A 24,783-nucleotide genomic window follows, 5' to 3' on the forward strand; every position below is an offset into this window, starting at 1 on the left:
TTAACTCAACCGATGAGACGCCAGAACCGCCGCGGCGGGCGCGGATTTGAAGAAGTACGCCATGGCATCGGCTTGTCTGGCGGCCGACAGCGAGGCGAGGCTGAGCCAGGGCGCCCAGGCGCCGGGCCGCAGCGCATATTGCTCGCGGCGCCGGATGGCGTTCCATTTCGCGGTCCGCGTCAGCAATTCATGCGTCAGCGCAGGCTGCTTTTTGTCGGCGACGAGCTGGTAGAGGAAATAGAACAGGTTCAGCGCGCCAGCCTCGAAGCTCGGCCGCGTCGCCGCCGGCAGCGAGCGGATTTCCTCCTCCAGCGCGACGATGAAGCTGGCCGCACGGGCGACCGTGTCGTGGCTGACCGTATCGCCGATGTCGCGCAGGTCCCGCGTGGCCTGCGCCAGGCTCTCGCGCTCGAGGTTCTCGGCCACGATCCGCAAATGCGTCCTGCGCATCTCCGTGACGTGCCGGCTGGTCACGCTTGCCTGATGGACGCGGTAGACGACCAGGTTTTCGGGCATCATGGCTGCCGGGTAACGGCCGGCCAGCCGCCTGAAAAGATCGAAATCCTCGGCGTGCCTGTAGATCGGGTCGTAGTGGAGAACGCTGTCGTCGATGACCTTCCTGTTGTAGACGACCGTCGGGTGCATGAAGATCGTGAAGAACATCGCCAATACAGGGATGCGGCCGAATTTGAACACCGGATCGGGCCTGCCGATGGCGATGCGGCCGCGGATCAACATGTCGACGCCGGCGCCGCAGAAGCCCAGTTCGGGCCGCCGCTCGAACAGCGCCACCTGGCGCGACAAACGCCAGGGATAGGCGACGTCGTCGGCGTCCATCCGCGCGACCAGTTCGCCCCGGGCGAGCGCCAGCCCTTCGTTGAGTGTCGCGACAAGGCCGCGGTTTTCGCGCGAGACGATCGAAATGCGGCTATCGGCCTTTTGGCATCGCTCGAGTATCTCGAGCGAATTGTCGGTCGAGCCGTCATCGATCGCGATGATCTCCAGGCGACTGTGATCCTGCCGCAGGATGCTTCCCAGCGCGGCGGCGAGATAGGGGCCGGCATTGTAGACCGGCAACAGGACGGAGACGAGCGGCGCGGCGGTCATCGTCTTGCATCCGTGCGCTGGAGTTCGAGCGCCGGTGTGCGGCCATCGGGCGGTCCGACGGCCGCCGTCGCGAGCCAGCCATCATGGCTGCCCTGTGCGGGGCGGGCGCGGGCGACATAGGGGAAGTGGCGCTTCAGGCTGTTGAGCGGCCTCTCGAAAACCACCCAGGAAATCCAGGCCGCGACAATCGTGGCGGCGCTTGCGACCAGGAATCGCCCTGGCCCTTGCTCCGAGACGTTGAGCGGAATCCAGGGCTGCGCCTTGACAGCGAGCGACAGCAATATCGGATGATAGAGATAGACGCCGTAGCTGATGCGGCCGAGGCCAAGCAGCGGCGGCAGTTCGGCAAGCTTGCCCAGGATGCCGCCAAGGCCGCGCGAACAGGCTGCCACGATGACCATCAGCGGCACCAGGGGCAGGACTTCCCGCAGCACCCAGCGGGCCCATTCCAGTGTCGGATCGGCGGGCTCCGGGACTAACCACTCGATGACAAGGAATGCGGCCGCGAAGGCAGGCCAGCCCAGCCGCATCCAGTGCGGCAGGCCGGCGCCTCTAAAATGCCAGCAGGCAAGCAGCGCGCCCGACGCCAGCGCATCCATGGATGCCGGCGGCAGCAGGTCGCGCGTCAGCGTCGGCGTGGCGGTGATCGGCCAATAGAAGCGATAGGCCAGCGACAGCGCGATGACGGCGATGCAGATGGCCTCGAAGCGGCGGCGTGGGGCCAGCAGGACGACCAGCGGCCAGGCAAGATAGAACTGCTCCTCGATGCTCAGGCTCCAGAAATGGCCCAGCACCCAAGGGTTCCAGTTATTGTGCAGCGCATACCAGAAGTTCGACAGATAAAGCGCATGCCAGACCAGCGATCCCCTGGACTGATCCAGGTCGACCAGCCAGACGAAACCCAGGACGGCAAAATAGGGTGGGAATATCCGCAACATCCGCCGGATGTAGAAGGAGCGCAGCGCCGGGCCGGTTTCGAATTCGGTGGCCGAGCGCGCCTCCAGGAGCAGGCGCGTGATCAGGAAGCCGCTCAGCACGAAGAACAGCCGCACACCGATATGGCCCCAGAACGAAGGTCCCTCCGCGAAGAAATGGGAATACAACACCATCGTTACGGCGATAGCTCTCAACGCATCAAGTTGGATGTCACGGGCGCTTCCCATCAGCGGCTTCCGCCGGCGTGATATCCGCGATGAGGCCGCCAGCCGGCCGTTTCGAGCGGCAGGCTAAGGCGGACGAGACCCGCCAAGACACCCGCAAATCTGCGCATTGCGAGCACGGCCGGGCCGGGCTCGAAATCGACGGACGGACAACTCAAGCTGGTCAACCTGGCGGAATCCTCCACGGCGTATGTCCAGTCGCAAACGAGTCCCCCCAGGACATCGTTCGGCTACGGCATTGTGCAGCGCAACACAAAATATCTACCCGGCTGAAATACTTATGTGAGCAAGTGCTAAAAATTGACAAAACCGGCCGGTTCTCGCCATTTCTGGCGAGTTTCCTCAGAATTAAACCTTGGCGTTTAAATTGTGCCGATATTCCCGCCCCGGTTGATTGAGGGGAGCTCTTGGCTTGAGAGCCTAGTTCTTTGTGAAGTCGCAAGAAATTTTGGAATCTATAGTTTGGCTATATGGATTCGATCCTGGTTCCGCGGAGAAATGAGTTGGAGCCATTGGCTTTGCGCAGTGCAGCATGGTCGCCGTTTTTTCGTCGGTTGCCGCACGCAACGTCCGTCACTCGGCTGAGCGAGCATCTGCCGTGGGCCGCCATCCGTCACACCGCGTCGAACACCACCGTCTGTTCCAGCCCGCCGCCCCGGCGGTTTTCCAGCGTTACCGTGCCCCCGTAGCGCTCGATGATCTCCTTGGCGATGGCGAGGCCAAGACCGGCTCCGGGGACGGATTGCAGGCGGCCGGGGTTGACGCGGAAGAAGGGCTCGAACGCCTTGTTCAGGAGTTCCGTGGGTATGCCCGGGCCATGGTCAGATATGGTCAGCACGGCGCGATTGTCGGCTGCGGCCAGGTCGATGCGGCACGCCTTGCCATGGGTGGCGGCGTTGACGATCAGGTTGCGCAAGGCGCGGCGCAGGCCAAGCGCGCCGGCCCGCACGCAAACCTTGTCCAGGTGCCCGATCGAGACGGCATGGCCGAGCGATGCCATCTCGGCTTCGATATCGCGCACCGTCTTTGCCAGGTCGACCGCTTCGACGGCGTCCTGGTTCACCTCTTCGCGCACCAGGCGGATGGCGCTGTCGGCGATGCGGTCGAGTTCGTCGAGGTCGTGAAGCCATTTGTCGCGTTCGTCGTCGAGGAATTCGGCGCGCAGCCGCATGCGCGTCATCGGCGTTCGCAAATCATGGCCGGCGGCGGCGACCAGCCGCATGCGGCTTTCCATCGCGGTCCGCAGCCGCGACGAGAGTTGATTCAGCGCATGCGCGGTGGCCTTGACCTCGGCCGAGCCCACTTCCGGCACCGCCGCCAGCACGCCGTCCGATCCGATCTTGGAGACGGCGGCCTCCAGCATCTCGAGCGGGCGGATCAGCACCGAGGTGAAATAGACCGACACCGCCGTGGCGCCGGCGACGATCAGCGAGATCCAGCCGGCCAAGACCAGCCATTCGCGCCTTGGCGGCTTAAGATGCGGCATCTCCATGATCGCCCAGCGGTTGTCAGGCAGGTGCATCGATGCGATCTGGCCGGGTTCGTCCGCCTTCTCGTTGACGACCGCCGGAAAGTCGAGGCCACGGCGGTGCAGGATGTCGTTGAGCATCGCCGTTTCCGCACGAGCCATCTTGCCGCCCGCCGGATGGTCGGCGAATTGCACCCGCAGGACGTCGGGGACCGGCCCCGGCAAAAGCCGCACCACCAGTTCCATCTGTTGGGCAATCCAGGGCACGGTCAGTTCCGGCGGCGGTCCGCCGCCGCGCACGCTGATGACGGCGGCCGTCGCCAGGCCGACGACGCCGACGATCGAGGCGACCAGCAGCAGGATGAGACGGCGGCGCAGCGAATTCACGCCTGGCTCTCCACGGTCTCGACGCGCGCGGTGAGCTGGTAGCCGCCATTGCGCACGGTCTTGAACAGCGGCCCGTCGCCGGTGTCCGAAAATTTCCGGCGCAACCGGCTCACCAGCACATCGACCGAACGCTCGAGCGGGTCGCGCTCGCGGCCTTGCGTCAGGTCGAGAAGCTGGTCGCGCGATAAAAGCCGGCCGGGGCGGTCGAGAAACACCTGCAAGAGGTCGAACTCGGCGCCCGTAAGGTCGACGGCCACGCCTTGTGCATCCGTCACCTTGCGGGTGTCCGGCTCCAGCCTGTAGCCGGCGAAGCGGTAGGTACGCGCGCGCGGGGAGGCGGGCGCCTCCTCGGGCGCCGAGCGCCTGAGCACGGCACGGATGCGGGCAATGAGCTCACGCGGGTTGAACGGCTTGCCGAGATAGTCGTCGGCGCCGAGTTCCAGGCCGATGATGCGGTCGACATCTTCCTTCAGCGCGGTCAGCAGGATGATCGGGGTGTGCGGCTTGCGGTCGCGCAAGCCGCGGCAGATATCGAGCCCCGAGCCGTCCGGCAGCATGACGTCGAGCACGATCAGGTCGAATTGGCCGGAGCCAAGCCGTTGCTCGCATTCGCGCCGGTCCGCCGCCGCCGTGACGCGAAAGCCCTGGCTGTCGAGGTAACGCTGGAGAAGCGTCCTGATCTCGCGGTCGTCGTCGACGACGAGGATATGGGGTTGTGACTGCATCAATCGTGCCCTTGCCTTGGCCACGATTATAGGAGGAGCCGCGCCCGAGCGGCATGGAAAATTGCAACCGAACGTTTCCGGGGGCCCGAGGGAAACATTCGGAAACAAATTGCCCTTTTGCGGAAACCTTCGGCAACACGCCGACGCGAAGCGGACAAAGACGCTTCCTATCCTCTGAACTGTCCGAAGCATGAGAGAAAGGAACATCTTTATGCGAAGCAGACTTCTTGCGCTCGGCCTGTTTTCCGTCGCCGCAATTCACCCCGCGCTGGCAGCGCAGCCCGATCCCGGCGCCGGACCCGGCGAGCCGCCACCTGTCATGGCCATTCAGGACGGCCTGGATCACGGCCCGATGGCTGGACCCGGCCCGCATGGACCAATGCGGCCTGGCTCACAGGGTTTTGGCCCGCAGGGCTTTGGCCCCCGCCGCATGGGTCCGCCGCCGGAATTCATGCTGGCCGCCCGGCTCGCCGCGCTGGAGACCCGCGTTGGCATCCGCACCGAACAACTCGACGCCTGGCGCGACTACACCAGCGCGCTGCAGGCGGTGCTTTCGCCGCCTCAGCCTGACCACGGGCGGCCCGGTAGTGCTGAAGCGAAGGGTCCCGACGCGGCGGGTCCCGGCGGCAAGCCTGATCCTTTCGCGTTCCAGGAAAAGCTGGCCGACGATGTCACCGCCCGCGCGGTTTCGGCCGGTAAACTGAAGGACGCGATCGCGGAACTGCGTGCCAAGCTGACGCCCGAACAACTCGAAGTCCTCGCTTCGGCGGAACGCCCCCATGGATCCCCCCCCGGTCCCTGGGGCGGGCCGCCGAACGATGCAGCCGGCCCCAGAGGCCTGCCCAACGATGGCAGGCAGCTCTCGCCCCAGCCCGGGAACGACTGACAACTCTGACCGACTGCACCGGCCGGCCCGGTACCCAACCCGTTCTCGGGCCGGCCGGTTCTCCGGGGGATGGCGGGCGTATCTCCGCCATCCCTCGTTTCAATCACGTCCAGTTCGAATGCCAATTCGAACCATGCAATGGAAGCACGATAGTGTGGGAAGCCATGATCATGCTGCGGCTGCTCGCGTCCGCCAGCCCGAGGCTCTCGTTCGGACCTGCCGGATGCGATATGCCGCTGGCGCTCCCGGTCGACACGCTGAAGGGCGCGATCCGCCTGCGCTTCGCCGCCTGGCGGCTGTCGCTTCCGCTCTCGCAGCCGCTCGACAACCATGGACATCATGACCGCAAGATCGCGTGAACTCCGGCAAGGCGCTTGGCATGTCCTCGCTGATCGGCATAATGATGTTGGTGGGCATCGAGGCCAGCTACTCGACTTTCGAGCAGCTCCGGCCGCCGAGAAGGAGCGCGACATGAGCCGCTTCCAAGCATTGCTCGTCGCCGCCCGCCGACGGGTGCGGCCTATCATCATATGGATCGGCATGCCCCTCGACCAAGCGGTCCATTGCCAACGCGTACACAACTCCAGGGAAAGATCCAGGCCATGATTTCCAAGCCTAGCCAGCCTCGTTTTTCGGCACGCCATCTGGCGCCCTGGGCCGCGATGTTCGCCGCTACCTTTCTGCTGGCGTCCTGCTCGCAGGAGGGCAGCGCCCCCGCCGGCATGGGCGCGCCCGGCAAACCGGAAGTCGGCGTCGTCACGCTGCGCCCGCAATCGGTGGCGATAACAGCCGAACTGCCGGGACGGACGTCTGCCTCGCTGACCGCCGATGTGCGTCCGCAGGTCAACGGCATCATCCAGGCGCGGCTGTTCAAGGAAGGCAGTGAGGTGGTGGTCGGGCAGCCGCTCTACCTCATCAACCCGGCGAGCTACCAGGCAGCCTATGATAGCGCGCAGGCAGCCCAGCAGAAGGCCGAAGCGGCGGTGCCGACCGCGCAGGCCAAGTTCGACCGCTATGCCGGCCTGTTGAAGCAGAACGTTGTTTCCAAACAGGATTATGACGATGCTGCGGCAACGCTGGCGCAGGCCAACGCGGATGTTGCATCCGCCAAGGCCAGTGTCGAGACCGCGCGCATCAACCTCGACTACACCAAGATCACCGCGCCGATCGCCGGTCGCATTGATAAGTCGTCGCTGACGCCGGGCGCGCTCGTCACCGCCAACCAGGACAGCTTGCTCACCACCATCCGTTCGCTAGATCCGATCAATGTCGATGTCACACAATCGAGCACCAATCTGCTCAATCTGCGCCAGGCCATCAATGAGGGCCGGCTGAAGTTCAGCGGCCCCAATGTCAGCGTCAAGCTGAAGCTCGAGAACGGCACCATCTACACGCAGACCGGCAAGCTGGAATTCGCCGGCGCCAATGTCGACCAGACCACCGGCACCTTCGCGCTCAGGGCCGAATTCCCCAATCCCGATCGCTTGCTGCTGCCCGGCATGTATGTGCGGGCGCTGGTCGAGGAGGGCGTTGCCCAGAACAGTTTCCTGGTGCCGCAGCGCGGCGTCAGCCGCAACACCAAGGGCGAGGCGACTGCCATGGTCATCAACGCGCAAGGGAAAGTCGAGACACGCGTGCTCGCAGTGCGCAACAGCGTCGGCAACAACTGGCTGGTGGATTCAGGCGTCGGAGACGGCGACCGCGTCATTGTCGAGGGCTTGCAGCTTGTCCGCCCCGGCGGCGACGCAACGGGCGTCGAAGTGACGATCGACGAGACGACCGGCGAGGTCAAGGACCGCGCGCAGACCTCTTCGTCCGTGCCAGCTGCCTCCGAAGTGGCCGCCAACGCCCCGAAGGCCGGGAACTGAGAGATGTCAGCATTCTTCATCAACCGGCCGATCTTCGCCTGGGTGATCGCCATCGTGATCATGCTGGGCGGACTGCTCGCGCTCACCACGCTGCCGATCTCGCAATATCCGCAGATCGCGCCAACCACCGTCAACATCAGCGCCACCTATCCGGGTGCCGATGCGTCGACCGTCGAGAATTCGGTGACCAAGGTCATCGAGCAAGGCATGACCGGCATCGACAATCTCGACTACATGACGGCGACCTCGACCTCGACCGGAGCGGCGACGATCACGCTGACCTTCACCACCGCGGCCGATCCCGACACCGCCCAGGTGCAGACGCAAAACAAGTTGCAGCTGGTCCAGTCGCAGCTGCCGCAAGTGGTGCAGAGCAACGGCATCACCGTCTCCAAATCCTCGACCGGCTTCCTGATGGTCATCGGCTTCGTCTCCAGCGACGGCAAGATGAACTCGACCGATCTGGCCGACTATGTCGACTCAACCATCAACGACACGCTGAAGCGCGTCGAAGGCGTCGGCTCGACGCAGCTGTTCGGCTCCAGCTATGCCATGCGCATCTGGCTCGATCCCGACAAGCTCGCCACATACACGTTGATGCCGAGCGACGTGGCTTCGGCGATCGAGGCGCAGAACACGCAGGTTTCGGCCGGCCAGCTCGGCGGCATGCCGCAACGCAAGGGCCAGCAGCTCAATGCCACGGTGACGGCCAAGAGCCGGCTGCAGACCGCCGAACAGTTCCGCAACATCATCCTGAAGAGCACGGTCGACGGCTCGCTGGTTCGCCTCAACGATGTCGCCACCGTCGAGCTCGGCGCTGAAAGGTATACGACGGCGGCCCGCTACAATGGCCAGCCGGCGGCCGGTGTCGCGATCAACCTCGCGACCGGCGCCAACGCCATCAGCACGGCCGAAGCGGTGCGCACGACGATCAATCGGTTGAGCTCGACCTTCCCGCAGGGCGTCGAGGTCGTCTACCCCTACGACACTTCGCCCTTCGTGCGGCTGTCGATCGAGGAGGTGGTCAAGACGCTGGCCGAGGCGATCGTGCTGGTGTTCCTGGTGATGTTCATCTTCCTGCAGAATCTGCGGGCCACCATCATCCCGACGATTGCCGTGCCGGTGGTGCTGCTCGGCACATTCGGCGTGCTCTCCTTCTTCGGCTATTCGGTCAACACACTGACCATGTTCGCCATGGTGCTGGCCATCGGCCTGCTTGTCGACGACGCGATCGTCGTGGTCGAGAATGTCGAGCGCGTGATGCAGGAGGAAGATCTGTCGCCAAAGGAGGCGACGCGAAAATCGATGGGCGAGATCACCGGCGCGCTGGTCGGCATCGCTACTGTTTTGTCGGCGGTGTTCGTGCCGATGGCCTTCTTCGGCGGTTCGACCGGCATCATCTACCGGCAATTCTCGGTAACCATCGTCTCGGCCATGGTGCTGTCGGTGCTGGTGGCCCTGGTGCTGACGCCGGCGTTATGCGCCACGATCCTGCGGCGGCCCAAGGACCATGCGACGCAGACCGGCCCGTTCGGCTGGTTCAACCGCGTCTTCGACCGCGGCACGACGGCCTATCGCGACGGCTCGCACGGCATCATCAACCGGTCCTGGCGCTTCCTCGCCGTCTTCCTCGCCATCGTCATCGCCATGGGCTGGATGTTTGCCCGGCTGCCGAGCTCGTTCCTGCCGGAAGAAGACCAAGGCATCCTGATCACCAGCGTGTCGCTGCCGGTCGGCGCGACGCAGGACCGCACCGAGCGCGTGCTGGCTGAAGTGACCGATCACTATCTCAAGGAGGAAAAGGACGCTGTCGAAGGGGTCTTCACCGCTTCCGGCTTCGGCTTCGGCGGCGCCGGGCAGAATGTCGGCATTGCTTTCGTGCCGATGAAGGAATTCAGCCAGCGCAAATCACCGGCCCTGTCGGCGCAAGCGGTCGCCCGCCGCGCCATGGGCGCCTTCTCCAAGATCAGGGATGCGCAGGTCTTCGCGCTTGCCCCGCCCGCCATCCAGGGTTTTGGCAACACCAACGGCTTCGATTTCTACTTGCAGGATGTCAACGGCGCCGGCCATGATGCGCTGATCCAAACGCGCAACCAGCTTCTGGCCCTGGCCGGGCAGAGCAAGCTGCTCACCGCCACAAGGCCCAACGGCCAGGAGGATCAGCCGCAATTCTCCGTCGACATCGACCAGGAAAAGGCCAGCGCGCTCGGCGTCAGCCTGGCCGACATCAACAACACGCTGTCCTCCGCTTGGGGCAGCGACTACGTCAACGATTTCATCGACCGCGGGCGGGTGAAGCCGGTCTACATGCAGTCGGACGCGAACTTCCGCATGCAGCCGGAAGACCTCGACAAATGGCAGGTGCGCAATGCCAGTGGCGCCATGGTGCCGTTCTCGGCCTTCGCCTCCAGTCACTGGACGTTCGGCTCGCCCCGGCTTGAACGCTATAATGGGTCGGCGGCAGTCGAGATCCAGGGTGCCGCGGCTCCGGGCGTGAGTTCGGGTGCGGCCATGGACGAGATCGACCGGCTGGTGGCGCAATTGCCGCCCGGCTATTCGCACGAATGGACCGGCCTGTCGCACCAGGAACGGCTTTCGGGCAACCAGGCGCTGTCGCTCTACGCGATTTCGGCGCTGGTCGTGTTCCTGTGCCTGGCCGCACTCTATGAGAGCTGGTCGATCCCGTTCGCGGTCATGCTGTCGGTGCCGATCGGCATCTTCGGCGCGCTGCTGGCGGCAAGCCTGTTCGGCCAGTCCAACGACGTCTATTTCAAGGTCGGCCTGCTGACCACGATCGGTCTCGCGGCCAAGAATGCCATCCTCATCGTCGAGTTCGCCATCGAGCGGCAGACCGCCGGGATGGGGCTCGTCGAGGCGACACTTGAGGCAGCACGACAGCGGCTGCGGCCGATCCTGATGACGTCGCTGGCCTTCATCCTCGGCGTGTTGCCGCTGGCGATTGCCAGCGGTGCTGGCTCGGGCGCGCAGAACTCGGTCGGCATCGGCGTGATGGGCGGCATGATCGCGGCGACCGTGATCGGCGTCTTCCTGGTGCCGCTGTTGTTCGTCACCGTGCGGCGCATCTTCAAGGGCAGGGCGGCCAAACCAGATACGGGCGAGACGCCGGTGACGGCCAACCAGCAATAAGGAAAACTTCACATGACAGGTTTGGAACGTGGCTCGGTGGCCGCGAGGCGGCTTCTTGCGCCTATGATTACCGCTGTCCTGCTCGCTGGATGCGTCGTCGGTCCGGATTATCAGACGCCCATATTGGCGATGCCTGCAAGCTGGAGCGGCCAGAAGCCGACAAAGCCTGCCCAGCCGGCGCAACTGTCGAGATGGTGGCAGCGGCTGCGCGATCCCGAGTTGAACACGCTTGTCGAGGAAGCGGTTGCCGGCAATCTCGATGTCGCCACCGCCAAGGCAAAAATCCGCGAGGCGCGCGCCTGCTACCGCCAGAGTGCCGGCACGTTGCTGCCGTCGGTCGACGGCTCCGGCTCGGCCACCCGCAACAAGTCGGCCGAGACCACATCAGGTTCTGACGCCACCTACAGCGAGTATCAGGCCGGCTTTGACGCAAGCTGGGAGCTCGACCTGTTCGGCGCCAACCGCAGGGGCGTCGAGGCTGCCCGCTATGGGCTGGACGCCTCGCAGGAGGAACTGCGCTCGACGCTTCTCACCCTGGTCGGCGATGTCGCTTCCTATTATACCCAGGCGCGTGGCTACCAGGCCCGCATCGCGCTCGCCCGGCGCTCGGCCGCGTCGCAAAGGCAGACCGCCGAACTTACCCGCACCATGGCGCAGGCGGGCACGGCGACCGCCGCCGATGTCGCCAAGGCGATGGGGCAGGCCGCGAGCACCGAAGCCGCGGTGCCGACGCTGGAGGCAAGCTATGCCCAGGCCGTGCATCGTCTCGCGGTGCTGGCCGGCCGGCCGCCTGCCTCGCTCAGCGAGCGGCTGAAGCGGGTCGCCCCGATCCCTGCACCACGCCTGCCGATGCCCACCGGAATTCCCGCCGACATCCTGCTGTCGCGCCCCGATGTGCGCATGGCGGAACGGCAATACGCGCAATACACCGCCAAGATCGGCCAGGCAGAGGCCGCCCGCTATCCCTCGGTCAGCCTGACGGGAGACATCAGCACGGCGGCGCTGAAGCTTGGCGATCTCGGCAAGAACTCGTCGATCGGCTGGTCGTTCGGGCCGACGCTCAGCGTGCCGGTGTTCAATGCCGGTCAATTGCAGGCGGCCGTCGAGGTCGCCAAGGCACAGCGCGATCAATATTTCATCGCATACCGGTCTTCGGTGCTGACGGCGCTCGAGGATGTCGAGAACGCGCTGGTGCTGTTGTCGCAGGAGCGCATCCGGATCGCCAAGCTCGCCTCTTCGGCGAAATCCTATGGCGATGCGGCGCGGCTCGAAGGCACGCTCTACAAGGCCGGCGAGACAAGCCTGCTCGATGTGCTCGACGCCCAGCGCTCGCTCTACTCGGCCGAGGACTCGCTGCTGCAAAGCCGCGTCCTGCTGGCGACCAACTACATCGCCCTCAACAAGGCGCTCGGTGGCGGCTGGGATGGCACGGTGGACAGTGCCAAGCCTGAGATCGTCGACGTCAAGACCGCGCCAAGGCTGGCGTCGAAGCCGGCCTCGTGAGCGGTTCCCAGAGCTCGGTCAAGTATTCCGAGGCGGCTACGCAGATTTCGAGATTGTGCGAACACACCGCTCGTGAGGGCGTGTGAAATGCCGCCTCGTGCTTTGGCGATGGCGGGGTGATCGCATCGCTGTTATTGATGGTGACCACACAGCACAGGCGCCGCAGATGACATCCGATACACAGAAGGCCGAAGCGGTCGGGCAGTTGCTCGAAACGCCGGACCTTGCCAGCGCGCTCGAAAGCGAACAGTTCAAGAAATTCCTCGACCAGGTACCGATCGCCATTGCCGTTTCGGACCTGGGTTCGAAGGAGCGTGTCGTCTATGCCAATCCGGAATTCGAGAAACTGTCCGGCCTCAAGGCGGCGACGCTCGCCCGGCAACACTGGGCGGCGCTTTCCGGCACCGGCCTGCACAAGCAGAAGGACCGGCCGCTGTTTGAGGCCGTGGTCGAGGACACCGATTTCATCGGCACGTTCCGGCTGGAGCGGACAGACGGCCAGCCGGCGATCGTCGACGTCTATTCCAACGTCATCGAGGACGACAATGGCAAGGCCTGCTTCCGGCTGGTGGCGCTGGTCGACGTCTCGGCCCATGGCGAAACGGAGGATCCGCGATCGATCGATGAGCGCATCCGCGAAAAGGACACGCTGCTGCGCGAATTGCAGCACCGGGTGAAGAACAATCTGCAGATGATCACCGCATTGATCCGGATGGAGACGCGCAACGCGGCCGAACCGGATCAGAAGCGTTTCGAGAGGCTGGCAGGTCGCGTCGATGCGCTGGCAATCCTCTACCAGACGCTGTCGGGAGACGATGAAAAGGATGAGGTCGATCTTGGTGTCTATCTCAGCCAGATCGCGTCGGCGGTGATGAACTCGCATGCGGTCGAGGGCATTCGCCTCGACATGAAGGTCGACACCTATCCGGTGTCGATCAATGTCGCCATGCCGACCGGGCTGGTGGTGAACGAACTTTTGACCAACGCGCTCAAACATGCCTTCCAGGGGCGAGACGGCGGCACGATCACGCTGCACAGCATCGTCGACGGCGATGGCTGCCGCATCGTGATCGCCGATGACGGCATCGGCCTGCCGGACGGCGAGACCTGGCCCAAGAGCGGCAAACTCGGCGCGCTGATCGCCCGCTCGCTGACCGAGAATGCCAAGGCGGAGTTCGACGTGAAGTCGAGCGCCGGCGAGGGCACTCAGGTGATCATCGTGTTCAAGCGCTCGGCCGCCATTGCCTAAAGCGTATCGTTGTCGTTGCGCTCTCGCATCTACAGGATCATCTCCAGCTATTCCTTGTGCACTGCGGCAATGAACGCTTCGCGGGCTGGGAGGCTCATGGCGTGCCAACAGTCCGTGCCCCAGCAGCCAGTCCGCCGCTGCCTCACGACAGGTCGGCCGGTTCGCCCTATCTCCATGCCGCCGGTCGGGTTTGGGCCCGGCGGCATGGAGGTTGGGATCACGTGACATCGACGCCGATTGCCAGTCGCGAAGCGGCGCCCTTGCCGGTCGCGGCACTGATGGGCGCCATGGTGTCGATCCAGATCGGCGCCACCTTCGCCAAGGGCCTGTTCCCGCAGATCGGCGCGCAAGGCACGACGACGCTGCGGCTGGTCATCGGTGCGCTGATGCTGATCGCGGTGCTGCGGCCCTGGCAGATGCGGCCCTCGCGTGCCACTTTGCCGTGGCTGGTCGCCTATGGGGTGACGCTTTGCGCGCTCAACCTCCTGTTCTACGCAGCGCTCGCCAGGATTCCGCTCGGCATCGCGGTGGCGCTGGAGTTTACCGGCCCGCTTCTGGTGGCGACCTTGAGCTCGCGGCGCGCCAGCGACTTTGCCTGGATCGCGCTGGCGGTGGTCGGCATCCTGCTGTTGTCGCCGTTCGTTCATTCCCTCGCGCCGCTTGATCCGATAGGGGTGATGCTGGCGCTGGCTGCCGGTGGCTTCTGGGCGCTTTATATCGTGCTTGCCCAGAAGGCCGGCGCGGAGCTTGGTACCCGCACCACTGCCTACGGCATGGCCATCGCCGCTGTGCTGGTGCTGCCCTTCGGTATCGCGCAGGCGGGATCCGCGCTGCTGTCGCCGTCGATCCTGGTCAGCGCGCTGCTGGTCGGGCTGTTTTCCAGCGCGTTGCCGTTCTTCCTGGAGATGGTGGCGCTGACCCGCATGCCGGCGCGCATCTACGGCACGCTGACCTGCCTGGAGCCGGGGCTGGGTGCGCTGGCCGGCTTCCTGTTCCTGCATGAAAGCCTGACCGCAACACAGTTGGCCGGGATCGCGGCCGTCGTTGTCGCCGCCTTCGGCACGGCGCTGACATCACGGCCGCCGGTGCCGTCGCCGGAGTAGGGTGGCGCGATTCGTCGGCACTGGGTATTTTCGAGTAATCCGAAATTCAACCAGCCCAATCCACGAAATTAAGCCAATCCTTGTCCAGGACGGCACTGGAATTGTCACTTGGCGCACAAGTATTTCCGGCTCTGGACAGACCGTGATCTGGTCCCATACGGTGCGTGTCGAAATGAAGACGCGATTGTAGAAAAGGCCGGTTGCCCCTTGCAAAAGAACGTCTTCTCATCGGCGGATCTGCCGCCGCATCTGGATCATCGCGCACGCTTCGCGCTCTGGCAGGACATCCATGTCGCCGAGATATGGTCGGTCGAATACACGATTTCGGAGAGACTGTCGTTCGAAGCCGCGATCGAAGCCACCGCTGTCGGCTCGCTGGTGCTTGGGCAGATGGCCGGGACGATCCGTCATGCCAGCCGCAAGGCGGGCAATATCGCCGCTGACGGTCGCGACGGCTATCTGCTGCTGGTGAACAATGGCGATACGGTGCTCAGCGGCACGCAGATTGGCCGCGATTATCACGTCGGCAAAGGCGAGGCCGCACTGGTCTCGGCTTCGGAAGCGTTGCAAATGACCGGCGGCGACAGCAATGTCTGGGCCAATGTGGTGCTCCCTCGTGCCGTGCTGGAAAATGCCTTCGCTCATATCGAGGATCGGCTGGCGTTGACCGTTGGAGCCGACAATGAGGCGCTCGGCATGCTCAAGCGCTATTGCAGCTTCCTGGAAGCAGGCCCGGCGCTGGTCTCGCCCGACCTCATCGGCCACGCCACCGAAACGATCGTCGACCTGATCGGCCTTGCGACCGGCGCCAAGGGCGAAGCGGCCGAACTGGCGGGCCTGCGCGGCCTGCGCGCGGCAAGGCTGCAGGCCATACTGCACAAGATGAGGGATAATTTCGCCGATCCCGCCATTTCGGCGCAGGGCGTTGCCGGGCAATTGCGGCTCTCCGTTCGCTATGTCCATGACCTGCTGCAGGAAACCGGGGTGAGCTTTGCCGAGCGCATTCTCGAACTGCGCTTGCAAAGGGCGCATCGCATGCTCCGCGACAGGCACAATGACCGCATGCGGATCAGCGAGATCGCGCTGCTCAGCGGCTTCTCCGACGTCTCCTATTTCAACCGCTGCTTCCGCCGCCGATTCGGCTCGACACCGGGCAGTGCCAGGTAGTTTGCCGACAGCCATTGAATGCACGGCGCGCCGATCGACTGAGGCCGAATGGCCACACCAGCCGGGAAAGCGCTGCTATGCTTTCCCCGACAATTCGGGTGCGGCCCAGCCCAAGACGCGGCGGGCGGACAATGCAACACCGGATTTCTCGACAACAGCTGGATCTCCGCAGCTCATTTGTGCGGCGGGGAAGCAACATGGGGCAGCAGACAACAATGAAAACTCTTCTTCTCGCAACGGCCTTCATTCTCGCGCCGCTCGGTGTGGCGTGTGCGGCTGATATCAATGAGGTTTCGCCTGTTGCATCCGGCTACGACTGGTCCGGACTCTATGCCGGCGTCGACATCGGCTACGCGGCCGGAAAATCCAATCTGTTCATCGCCGGCGGCGGACTGGGCGGGGCCACCGATCTGAATGTCTCCACCGATCCGAACGGATTTATCGGCGGTGTCCATATCGGCGCCAATTACCAGATGGAGAACAGCTTCGTGATCGGCGCCGAGGCCGACATCATGTACAGCAATATAGATGGGCTGACGGCCCTCGACGCCGGCGGCGGCGGTGTCACCACGTTGCTCAAGAGCGAACTCAAATGGTCGGGGTCGGCGCGGCTGCGCGCCGGCTATGCTTTCGATCGGACCTTGCCCTACATCACTGCCGGCGTCGCCGCGGCCAAGTATGAACTGATTGCGGTCAGCGCCGGTGGCCCTGCCGCCGAAGTAACGCTCCACAGCGACAGCCATGTCGGCTGGACCGTTGGAGCCGGCATCGAACACGCCTTTACCGACAAGTGGATCGCGCGGGCCGAATACCGCTACTCCGACTTCGGCAGCCAGGATCTCTCGGTGGCAGCCGGTCTGCCTACGGAAACCCATGTCGACCTCCAGACACAGGATATCCGGGTCGGGCTCAGCTACAAGTTCTGATTGCTGGTGCTGCTGATCTCCCTCGGGAGATGGCAGGCAGGCCAGGGGGCCGGCGGGGCTCGGCCTGCTGCCGCAGATGGGGGTCGGCGCTCTATACGCGACGACCCCCTCTGTTGCCTTTGGCGACATCTCCCCTCGAGTGGGAGATCAGCCGCCCTTAAATCAGCTTCTCCAGCGTGATCGGCAAGTCCCGCACGCGTTTTCCCGTCGCATGGAACACCGCGTTGGCAATCGCCGGCGCCACGCCGACAATGGCCAGTTCGCCAACGCCCTTGCCGCCGAGCACCGAGGAATGCAGGTCGGGGATGCCGACCGAGATCACCTCGATGTCGGGGATGTCGGCATTGGTCGGCACGAGATAGTCGGCGAGGTTGTCATTGACGATGCGGCCGTGGCGGCGGTCGACGATGCCTTCTTCCAATAGCGCCTGGCCGATGCCCATGATGATGCCGCCCTTCCATTGGCTTTCGGCAAGTTTCGGGTTGTAGAGCCGCCCCGAATCCAGCGCCGACACCACACGCGATACACGCACCGTGCCGAAATCCTCGTCGACGCGCACTTCGATGAAATGCGCCAACCAGGAGTGACGGGAGTAGTCGCCCTCGGTGTGCGGCAGTGCCATGGCGATGGTGGTGTAGTTCTTGTAGCGCTCCTCGGCGGTCGAGTTTTCCGGCATGGTGTCGCCGGTGGCTTCGATGTGGTCGCGGCCGACGCTTTTGAGCAGTTCGGCGATCGAGACATCGGGGCCGTCGCCACGCGGCGAAGTGATACGGCCATTGGCGACGACCAGCGTGTTGGCCTGCAGCGCGTGGAAAGGCGAGCGCGGATCGCTGATGGCAAGGCCCACCAACTGGTCGAGCGCCGATGTCGCCGCCTTGTAGACGGCGCCAGTCATGACGCCGGCCAGCCGCGAGCCGCCAGTGACGCCGGCGCGCGGAAAGCGGGAGTCGCCGAGCTTCACCACCACGTCGTCAGCTCGCACGCCGACCGTTTCGGCGGCGGTCTGCGCCAGGATGGTGTAGGTGCCCTGGCCCATGTCGATCGACGAGCTCTCGACCTCGACCGAGCCGTCAGCCAGGATGCGCACGATCGCCTCGCCATAGGCGCGCCGAACCGGATAGGTGCCGGCCGCGACGCCCCAGCCGATCAGCTGGTTGCCGTCGCGCATCGAGCGCGGTTCGGGCGAGCGCCTGGCCCAGCCGAAGCGCTCCGCGCCCGCGGCAAAAGCCTCGCGCAACTGCCGGGTAGACCAAGCCTTTTTGGCATGCGGATCCTGCTCGGCATAGTTCCGGAGCCGGATTTCCAGCGGGTCAATGCCGACCTCGTAAGCGAGCTCGTCGATGGCGCTTTCGATGCCGAAGGCCGAGGGGTTTTCTCCCGGCGCGCGCATGGCGCCCGGCACCACCGAATTGACCCGCACGACGTTCTGCTTCGAGGAGAAATTCGGCGTCGCATACATGACCGAGGTGACCGATCCCAGCGGCTCGACCCACATGCCGTCGATGGAGGTCTCATTGACGCCGCGATGCACGATCGACTGGATCTTTCCGTCAGCGTCGGCGCCGATCGTCACCGTCTGGCGCGTCGCGGCGCGTCCGCCATAGCCGGTGAAGGTCTGGGGCCGCGTCATCACCAGCCGCACCGGCCGGCCGAGCATTCTGGCCGCACATGCGGCAACCGCGCCATGGCTGAGCGCCAGCGCCTTGGAGCCGAAGCCGCCGCCAATATAGGGCGAGACCAGCCGCACATTCTCGAACGGCACGCCGAACCATTCGGCATAGGTGCGGGCCATCCCGTCCAGCCACTGGCTCGGCTCCCATACGGTGAGCCGGTCGCCCTCCCAGCGGGCGATCAGGCCATGCGGCTCCATCGGCGCCTGGTACTCGCGCGGCGTGTTGTAGGCGGCGCAGATGCGGACCGGTGCCGAGGCGAACGCACCTTGCGCATCGCCCCATTCCTTGGTCATGGCGTCGATCGGGATGCCGTCGCCAGCCTTGCCGTCGCTGAGGTCGACGATGGAAGGCGTCTCGTCATAGCTGACCTTGACCAGGGCCGCCGCCGCGACCGCCTGTTCGAAGGTCTCGGCGGCCACGGCAGCGACATGTTGACCCGAGAACGTGATGTCGCGCGCGAGCGGGCAATAGGGTTTGTCGGGCGGCGGTGTGCCGAACCAGTCCGCCGCGGTCTTCAGGCTGATGATGGTGTCCGGCGTCAGCACCTGCAGCACGCCGGGCGCCGCCTCGGCGGAAGTGGTGTCGATCGCGCGCACCTTGCCGGATGCAATCGTGCTTTCGACCAGCACGGCGTAGGCGAGGCCTTCGAGCTGCTGCTCGACGGCGTATTTCGCCGCGCCGGTGATTTTGGCCGGGCCGTCGACGCGCGACAGCCGGCCGCCGACGGCTTCGGCAAAAGCGCCGTCGGATGCATCCCCATGCCTGATGTTGTGAACGGTCATGCCGTCTCTCCCAATTTGAGGATGGCGCGGGCGACGACGCGCGGCACCAGTTCGATCTTGTAGTGGTTGGCGCCATGGTCGACGGCGCCTTCGGCTGCGAGCAGGCTGGCGGCGCGCACGGTGTCCGGCTCCAGCACCTTGCCTATCAAGGCCGCCTCGACGGCCCGCGCACGCCACGGCTTGGTCGCGACGCCGCCAAGCGCCACGCGCAAATCGCGGATCGTTCGGCCGTCAGCCTCGAACTCAATGCCGACAGCGGCACTGGCGGCGGCAAACTCATAGGATTGCCGGTCGCGGATTTTCAGGTAGGTCGAACGCCGGGCAGAGGACGAGCCGGGGATTTCAATGGCGGTGATCATCTCGCCCGGTTCGATCGCATGTTCCTTGTCCGGCGTGGTGCCGGGCAACAGGAAAAAGTCGTCGACCGGGATCTGGCGTTCGCCGAGATGAACTGTTGCGTCGAAGGCGACCAGCGCCACGGCGAGGTCGCCCGGATACATGGCGATGCAGGCGTCGCTGGCGCCGAGCACGGCGTGGCCCCTGGTGACGCCGCCTATGGCCGAACAGCCACTGCCGGGTTCCCGCTTGTTGCAAGCGGAGAAATTCCCGGGATCACGGAAATAGGGGCAGCGCGTGCGCTGCATCAGATTGCCGCCGATGGTCGCCATGTTGCGGATCTGCGTGGAAGCCGCCTGCCACAGGGCTTCCGACGCCGCAGGAAAGCGGCTCTTGATGTCGGCATGGTCGGCGACATGGCTCATCCTGGCCAGGGCGCCGATGGTGGCGCCGCGTTCGTTCACCTCGATGCTGTCCAACCCCTTGAGATGAGCGATGTCGACCAGCGTCTCGGGCTCGGCGACGCCGCATTTGGCGAGATCGACCAGCGTGGTGCCGCCGGCCAAGAGGATGGCGCCGGGCAGGGCGGCCGCTTGGCGTGCCGCATCGACCGAGTTGGCGCGCACATACGAAAAATCCCTCATGATGCGACCTCCAAGGCGGCTTGGCGAATGGCGGCGACGATGTGCGGATAGGCGCCGCAGCGGCAGAGATTGCCGGCCATGTATTCGCGGATCTCGCCGTCGGAGCCGGCATGGCCCTCACGGATGCAGGCGACCGCCGACATGATCTGGCCCGGCGTGCAATAGCCGCACTGGAAGGCGTCCTGTTCGAGGAAGGCAGCCTGCACGGGATGCATTTCGCCCTCCCGTGCAAGCCCCTCTATGGTGGTGACGGTGCGGCCTTCGGCTTGGGCGGCCAGCGTCAGGCAGGCCAGCACGCGCTCGCCGTCGATATGCACGGTGCAGGCGCCACACTGGCCGTGGTCGCAGCCCTTCTTGGTGCCGGTCAGGCCGAGCCGGTCGCGCAAGGCGTCGAGCAGCGTCACACGCGGCTCGATGTCGAGCCCGTGAAGGTCGCCGTTGATGTCGAGATGGACCGGGATCGTTGTTTTCGTCATGGGCATCTGGCTCCAGTTGCTTGACGCGAAGTCGTTGATCTGATGTTGGGCCGGCGAGGAGCTAGCGCCCGCTGTCCGGCCCTTCGCTGTCGCTCCGGACCGTTCGGGCGTTCGGCCCTTTAAAAAGGCCCACTGGACCTTTTGATCCGCCCGAAGGCGGACCGGGCCTTCACCGTTCGTCGCACGGGAAAGCCGAGCAATTGGCTTCCCGTCCGCTAGGCGGACCACTCCTCACCCCAGCAGGTCCTCGATGCGGATCGGAAAGCGCCGGGGTCGCACCCCGGTCGCATGCCAGACCGCATTGGCGACGGCGCCGGCCGTGCCGGTGATGCCGATTTCGCCGACACCCTTGATGCCAAGCGCGTTGACGTGAGGGTCGTCCTCGTGGACCAGCAGCGCCTCGACCGACGGAACGTCGGCATTCACCGGGACATGATATTCGGCGAGGTTGGCATTCTGGATCCGGCCCGAGCGCCGGTCGGTGATGGCTTCCTCATGCAGTGCGAACGAGACGCCCCAGATCATGCCGCCATAATACTGGCTGCGCACCAGCCTGGGATTGATAACCCGGCCGGCGGCGAACGCGCCGACCAGCCTTGTGACGCGGATCTGGCCGAAATCCGGATCGACCTTCACCTCGGCGAACACGGCGCCATGCGCGTGCTTGGCATAGGTCTCCTGGGACGCCGGGTCGGGGGCACCTTTGCCATGGCCCTCGATCTCGGTCAGGCCTGCACGTGTGAGGATCTCGGCATAGCTTTCACCGCGGCTTTCATCGTCGCGCCGATAGAGGCGGCCACCGCGCGCCAGCACGCCTTCATTGCCGGCGCCGTAGAGCGGTGAGTGCTCGTCACCGGTGGCGAGATCGGCGAGCCTGGCGATGACGGCGGCACCCGCATTGTGGATCGCCATGCCGGCCGGCGCCGTGTGGCCGGAGCCGCCGGCAATGCCTGCATTGGGCAGATCGGAACTGCCGGCCCTGAAATCGACCTGGTCGATATCCAGTCCCAGTCCGTCGGCGGCGATCTGGGCGAAGGCGGTCCAGGCGCCTTGCCCCATGTCCTGCGCGCCGGTCTCCATCAGGCCGCTGCCATCGCTTCTCAGCACGGCGCGGGCCTCGGCCTGGAACATCAGGGCCGGAAACGTCGCCGTGCCGATGCCCCAGCCGGTCAGGAAACCGTCCGCGTCGCGCATCAGCCGCGGCTGAAGCGGGCGGCTCGCCCAGCCGAACGTCTCGGCCGCTTGCCTGTAGCACTCGCGCAGCGCCTTGGAAGAAAACGGCTTGCCGGTCATGGGCTCGACCTCGGCATAGTTCCGCAGCCGGAACTCCAGCGGGTCCATGCCGCAGGCGTGTGCCGCCTCATCGATGGCGCTTTCGAGTGCGATCGAGCCGGTCGCTTCGCCGGGCGCCCGCATGAACAGCGGGGTGCCGGTGTCCAACCGCACCGCATCGTGCGAGGTGGCGATGGCCGGGCTGGCATAGAGCGTGTGCGAGGCATCCGCCGCCGGTTCGAAGAAATCGTCGAACGTGCTCGACGCAGTCTTGGCGTGATGGTCGAGTGCCGTCAGCCGCCCTTCGCCATCCATGCCCATGCGCAGCGTCTGGCGCGTCGGCGCACGGTGGCCGACCGGGCCGTACATCTGCTCACGCCGCAGCACCAGCTTGACCGGACGGCGGACGAGGCGCGCCGCCAGGATGCCGAGCACCTGCGGCCCGGAGATCATGCCTTTCGAGCCAAAGCCGCCACCCAGGAACGGGCTGCGGATGTGGACGTTTTCCGGCGCGATGCCGAACAGGCCGGCGATGCGGCCCTGTGCCATGGCAAGGCCCTGGCTCGGCGTGTCGATCGACAGTGTGTCGCCATTCCAGGCGACGACGATCGCATGCGGCTCCATGGCGTTGTGGTACTGGGCCGGCGTCTCGTAGGTGGCTTCGATCCGCGTCTTTGCGGATTTGAGGCCGGCCTCGACATCGCCCTTGTGCTGCACGGCCGGACCGCCGACACCGACACCACGCGGCACGAAGCTTTCAGCGCCGTCGAGGCCAACGCGCGCCGGCAGCACTTCATAGCGCGGCGACAGCAAAGCCGCCCCCTCGGTTGCCGCCTCCAGCGTCTCGGCGATCACCACGGCGATGCTCTGGTTGGGGTAGCGGACCTGATCGTTCTGCAGCAGGTCGAGCCGGAACATGAAGGGGTGGTCCTTGGCGTCCGGGTCAGCGGCGAGCGCCGGCCGGTTCTTGGGCGTCATCACCTCGACCACGCCCTGGTGCGCCTTGGTCGCCTCGATATCCAGAGCGGCAACGCGGCCGCGCGCGATGCTGCTGACCGCCAGCACGGCGTAGAGCATGCCGGGCGGGTGGTTGTCGGCGGCATAGCGCGCGGCTCCGGTGACTTTCAGAAAGCCGTCGCGGCGGGTCAGCGGCTGGCCGATGCTGGAGCCCTGCCGGGCATGGGCGGGTTGCTGGTTGAGGCTGAGTTCAAGCGTCATGGCGCGCTCCGGGAATGTTCGAGAACGGGGAGGCAGGAAGGGCTGGCAGACGCTCGGGCGTTCCCGAAAGCGCAGATATCAGCGCCCTGACCACGATGCGGCGGGCAAGCTCGATCTTGAAGGCATTGTCGCCGGAGGGGCTGGCATCGGCCAAGGCAGCGTCCGCGGCGCTCGCGAAGGTCGCCTCGCTGGCGTCCGCGCCAAGCAGGACGGCTTCCGCCGTTCGGGCCCGCCACGGCTTGGCCGCGACGCCGCCCAGCGCCAGCCTTGCGGCGCGGATCTTGCCGCCATCCACGACGAGCGCTGCCGCGGCCGATACGACGGCAAAGGCATAGGAGGTGCGCTCACGGACTTTCAGGTAACGGGCATTGGCGGAGAAGGAGGCCGCCTCCGCCGGCAGGCGCACCGCCACGATCAGGTCGCCGGGCTCCAGCGCATTCTCCCGCTGCGGCGTTTCGCCGGGAAGCCGGTGGAATTCCTCCAGCGTCACATGGCGCCGGCCCTTCTTGCCCTCGATCTCGACCACGGCGTCGAGCGCCACCAGCGGCACGCAGAAGTCCGACGGGTGGGTGGCGATGCAGGCGTCGCTCCAGCCTAGCACGGCGTGCAGGCGGTTCTCGCCGCCCAGCGCATCGCAGCCGGCGCCTGGCTCGCGCCTGTTGCAGGCGCTGGCGGTGTCGTAGAAATAGCTGCAGCGCGTGCGCTGCAACAGATTTCCGCCGACGGTGGCGGCGTTGCGAAGCTGCGCCGAAGCACCCGACAGCAGCGCCTCGGCCACCGCCGGATAGGATTTCGCGAACGCCGGATCGTAGGCAAGGTCGGCATTACGGACCAGCGCGCCGATGCGCAGGCCACCATCGTCCAGCCGTTCGATGCGGTTGAGCTCCGGCAGCCGGGAAATGTCGACGATACGCTCGGGACTGGTGATGCCGCCTTTCATCAGGTCGAGCAGATTGGTGCCGCCGGCGAGATAGGCCGAACCCGGCTCGGCTGCCGCGGCGATGGCGTCGGGGATGGTGGCGGGCCTGATGTAGTCGAAATCTCTCATGCCGCGGTCCTCCGGTCGGCTTTGACAAGCTGTTGCTGGGCTTCCAGGACCGCCTCGACGATGCCGCCATAGGCCGCGCAGCGGCATATGTTGCCGCTCAGCCCCTCACGGATGCGTTCGGGATCGTCGCCGGCCTGTGCCTCGGCGATCAGGCCGAGCGTGCTCATGATCTGGCCGGGTGTGCAGAACCCGCACTGGAAGCCGTCATGGGCGATGAAGGCGGCCTGCACCGGATGCAGTTCCTCGCCGTGGGCGACGCCTTCGATGGTCAAGACTTGGGCGCCGTCATGGCTGACCGCCAGCGCCAGGCATGAGTTGATGCGCTTGCCGTCGACCAGCACCGTGCAGGCGCCGCACTGGCCGCGGTCGCAGCCCTTCTTGGTGCCGGTGAGATCGAGCCGCTCGCGCAGCAGGTCGAGCAGGGTTACGCGTGGATCGACCTCCAGTTCGTGTCGGTGGCCGTTGATGGTGAGGGTGATGGGAAGGCTGGTCATGGGCGTCTGGCTCCAGTTGCTTGACGCGGATGGGATTGAACTGGCGTCGGGGCGGGGAAGGGCAAGGCGGCGGAGAGCGAAATCTCCCCCTCGAGGGGGGAGATTATGCTCTCGTCGGCTTGCGTGTTCGAAAGACGTGACATA

Annotated in this window: 19 protein-coding genes; 9 read left to right on the forward strand and 10 right to left on the reverse strand. The window is 65.4% G+C overall.

Going from position 1 to position 24,783, the window contains the following annotated elements; all coding sequences use genetic code 11:
• From EOB80_RS11905 to EOB80_RS11920, 4 genes are all read right to left on the reverse strand, one after another.
• Nucleotides 1-1,107, reverse strand: a complete 1,107-nt coding sequence (locus EOB80_RS11905) for a glycosyltransferase family A protein (RefSeq protein ID WP_127327735.1) — start codon at nt 1,105-1,107, stop codon at nt 1-3.
• A complete protein-coding gene (locus EOB80_RS11910) occupies nt 1,104-2,270 on the reverse strand; it encodes an acyltransferase (RefSeq protein ID WP_127327736.1) in 1,167 nt (388 codons plus the stop codon). The genes EOB80_RS11905 and EOB80_RS11910 overlap by 4 nt, the downstream gene beginning before the upstream one ends.
• A gap of 610 nt (nt 2,271-2,880) precedes the next feature.
• The gene (locus tag EOB80_RS11915) at nt 2,881-4,122 is read right to left on the reverse strand and encodes an ATP-binding protein (RefSeq protein WP_127327737.1); all 1,242 of its coding nucleotides are present in this window, start codon (nt 4,120-4,122) and stop codon (nt 2,881-2,883) included.
• The gene (locus tag EOB80_RS11920) at nt 4,119-4,847 is read right to left on the reverse strand and encodes a response regulator (RefSeq protein WP_127327738.1); all 729 of its coding nucleotides are present in this window, start codon (nt 4,845-4,847) and stop codon (nt 4,119-4,121) included. The genes EOB80_RS11915 and EOB80_RS11920 overlap by 4 nt, the downstream gene beginning before the upstream one ends.
• A 211-nt stretch (nt 4,848-5,058) precedes the next feature.
• Between EOB80_RS11920 and EOB80_RS11925 the strand changes: the two genes are divergently transcribed.
• The 9 genes from EOB80_RS11925 to EOB80_RS11965 all read left to right on the forward strand — a co-directional run bounded on the left by EOB80_RS11925 (nt 5,059) and on the right by EOB80_RS11965 (nt 16,696).
• Nucleotides 5,059-5,733: a hypothetical protein gene (locus EOB80_RS11925; protein ID WP_127327739.1), complete on the forward strand. Its 675-nt coding sequence runs from the start codon at nt 5,059-5,061 to the stop codon at nt 5,731-5,733.
• 170 nt (nt 5,734-5,903) lie between these two features.
• On the forward strand, nt 5,904-6,092 hold the full coding sequence (locus EOB80_RS11930) for a hypothetical protein (RefSeq protein WP_245466333.1): 189 nt from the start codon (nt 5,904-5,906) through the stop codon (nt 6,090-6,092).
• Between the two features lie 363 nt (nt 6,093-6,455).
• On the forward strand, nt 6,456-7,601 hold the full coding sequence (locus EOB80_RS11935) for an efflux RND transporter periplasmic adaptor subunit (protein ID WP_245463558.1): 1,146 nt from the start codon (nt 6,456-6,458) through the stop codon (nt 7,599-7,601).
• A 3-nt stretch (nt 7,602-7,604) separates the two neighbouring features.
• The gene (locus EOB80_RS11940) at nt 7,605-10,748 is read left to right on the forward strand and encodes an efflux RND transporter permease subunit (RefSeq protein ID WP_127327742.1); all 3,144 of its coding nucleotides are present in this window, start codon (nt 7,605-7,607) and stop codon (nt 10,746-10,748) included.
• A gap of 12 nt (nt 10,749-10,760) precedes the next feature.
• Nucleotides 10,761-12,251 carry an efflux transporter outer membrane subunit gene (locus tag EOB80_RS11945; protein ID WP_127327743.1) on the forward strand — a complete coding sequence of 497 codons (1,491 nt, stop codon included), beginning with the start codon at nt 10,761-10,763 and terminating at the stop codon, nt 12,249-12,251.
• Nucleotides 12,252-12,417: 166 nt separating this feature from the next.
• The gene (locus tag EOB80_RS11950; protein WP_127327744.1) at nt 12,418-13,500 is read left to right on the forward strand and encodes a histidine kinase dimerization/phosphoacceptor domain -containing protein; all 1,083 of its coding nucleotides are present in this window, start codon (nt 12,418-12,420) and stop codon (nt 13,498-13,500) included.
• A 221-nt stretch (nt 13,501-13,721) separates the two neighbouring features.
• Nucleotides 13,722-14,603 (forward strand): DMT family transporter, encoded by an 882-nt coding sequence (locus EOB80_RS11955; protein ID WP_127327745.1) that lies wholly within the window; start codon nt 13,722-13,724, stop codon nt 14,601-14,603.
• 207 nt (nt 14,604-14,810) lie between these two features.
• Nucleotides 14,811-15,770, forward strand: a complete 960-nt coding sequence (locus EOB80_RS11960; protein ID WP_127327746.1) for an AraC family transcriptional regulator — start codon at nt 14,811-14,813, stop codon at nt 15,768-15,770.
• 215 nt (nt 15,771-15,985) lie between these two features.
• Nucleotides 15,986-16,696, forward strand: coding sequence for an outer membrane protein (locus EOB80_RS11965; RefSeq protein ID WP_164762590.1), 711 nt, complete (start codon nt 15,986-15,988; stop codon nt 16,694-16,696).
• A gap of 157 nt (nt 16,697-16,853) precedes the next feature.
• On the opposite strand, the gene EOB80_RS11970 is transcribed toward EOB80_RS11965, so the two are convergent.
• From EOB80_RS11970 to EOB80_RS11995, 6 genes are all read right to left on the reverse strand, one after another.
• Nucleotides 16,854-19,151, reverse strand: a complete 2,298-nt coding sequence (locus EOB80_RS11970) for a xanthine dehydrogenase family protein molybdopterin-binding subunit (RefSeq protein WP_127327748.1) — start codon at nt 19,149-19,151, stop codon at nt 16,854-16,856.
• On the reverse strand, nt 19,148-20,131 hold the full coding sequence (locus EOB80_RS11975; protein WP_127327749.1) for a xanthine dehydrogenase family protein subunit M: 984 nt from the start codon (nt 20,129-20,131) through the stop codon (nt 19,148-19,150). Before EOB80_RS11975 ends, EOB80_RS11970 begins: the two co-directional genes overlap by 4 nt.
• Nucleotides 20,128-20,607 (reverse strand): (2Fe-2S)-binding protein, encoded by a 480-nt coding sequence (locus EOB80_RS11980; protein WP_127327750.1) that lies wholly within the window; start codon nt 20,605-20,607, stop codon nt 20,128-20,130. The genes EOB80_RS11975 and EOB80_RS11980 overlap by 4 nt, the downstream gene beginning before the upstream one ends.
• Nucleotides 20,608-20,838: 231 nt before the next feature.
• Nucleotides 20,839-23,097: a xanthine dehydrogenase family protein molybdopterin-binding subunit gene (locus EOB80_RS11985; protein ID WP_127327751.1), complete on the reverse strand. Its 2,259-nt coding sequence runs from the start codon at nt 23,095-23,097 to the stop codon at nt 20,839-20,841.
• Nucleotides 23,087-24,145, reverse strand: a complete 1,059-nt coding sequence (locus EOB80_RS11990) for a xanthine dehydrogenase family protein subunit M (protein ID WP_127327752.1) — start codon at nt 24,143-24,145, stop codon at nt 23,087-23,089. The genes EOB80_RS11985 and EOB80_RS11990 overlap by 11 nt, the downstream gene beginning before the upstream one ends.
• A complete protein-coding gene (locus EOB80_RS11995) occupies nt 24,142-24,639 on the reverse strand; it encodes a (2Fe-2S)-binding protein (protein WP_127322359.1) in 498 nt (165 codons plus the stop codon). Before EOB80_RS11995 ends, EOB80_RS11990 begins: the two co-directional genes overlap by 4 nt.
• Nucleotides 24,640-24,783: the final 144 nt, after the last annotated feature.

Origin of the sequence: Mesorhizobium sp. M7A.F.Ca.MR.245.00.0.0 (genome assembly GCF_003997415.1) — a bacterium.
Lineage (GTDB): Bacteria > Pseudomonadota > Alphaproteobacteria > Rhizobiales > Rhizobiaceae > Mesorhizobium.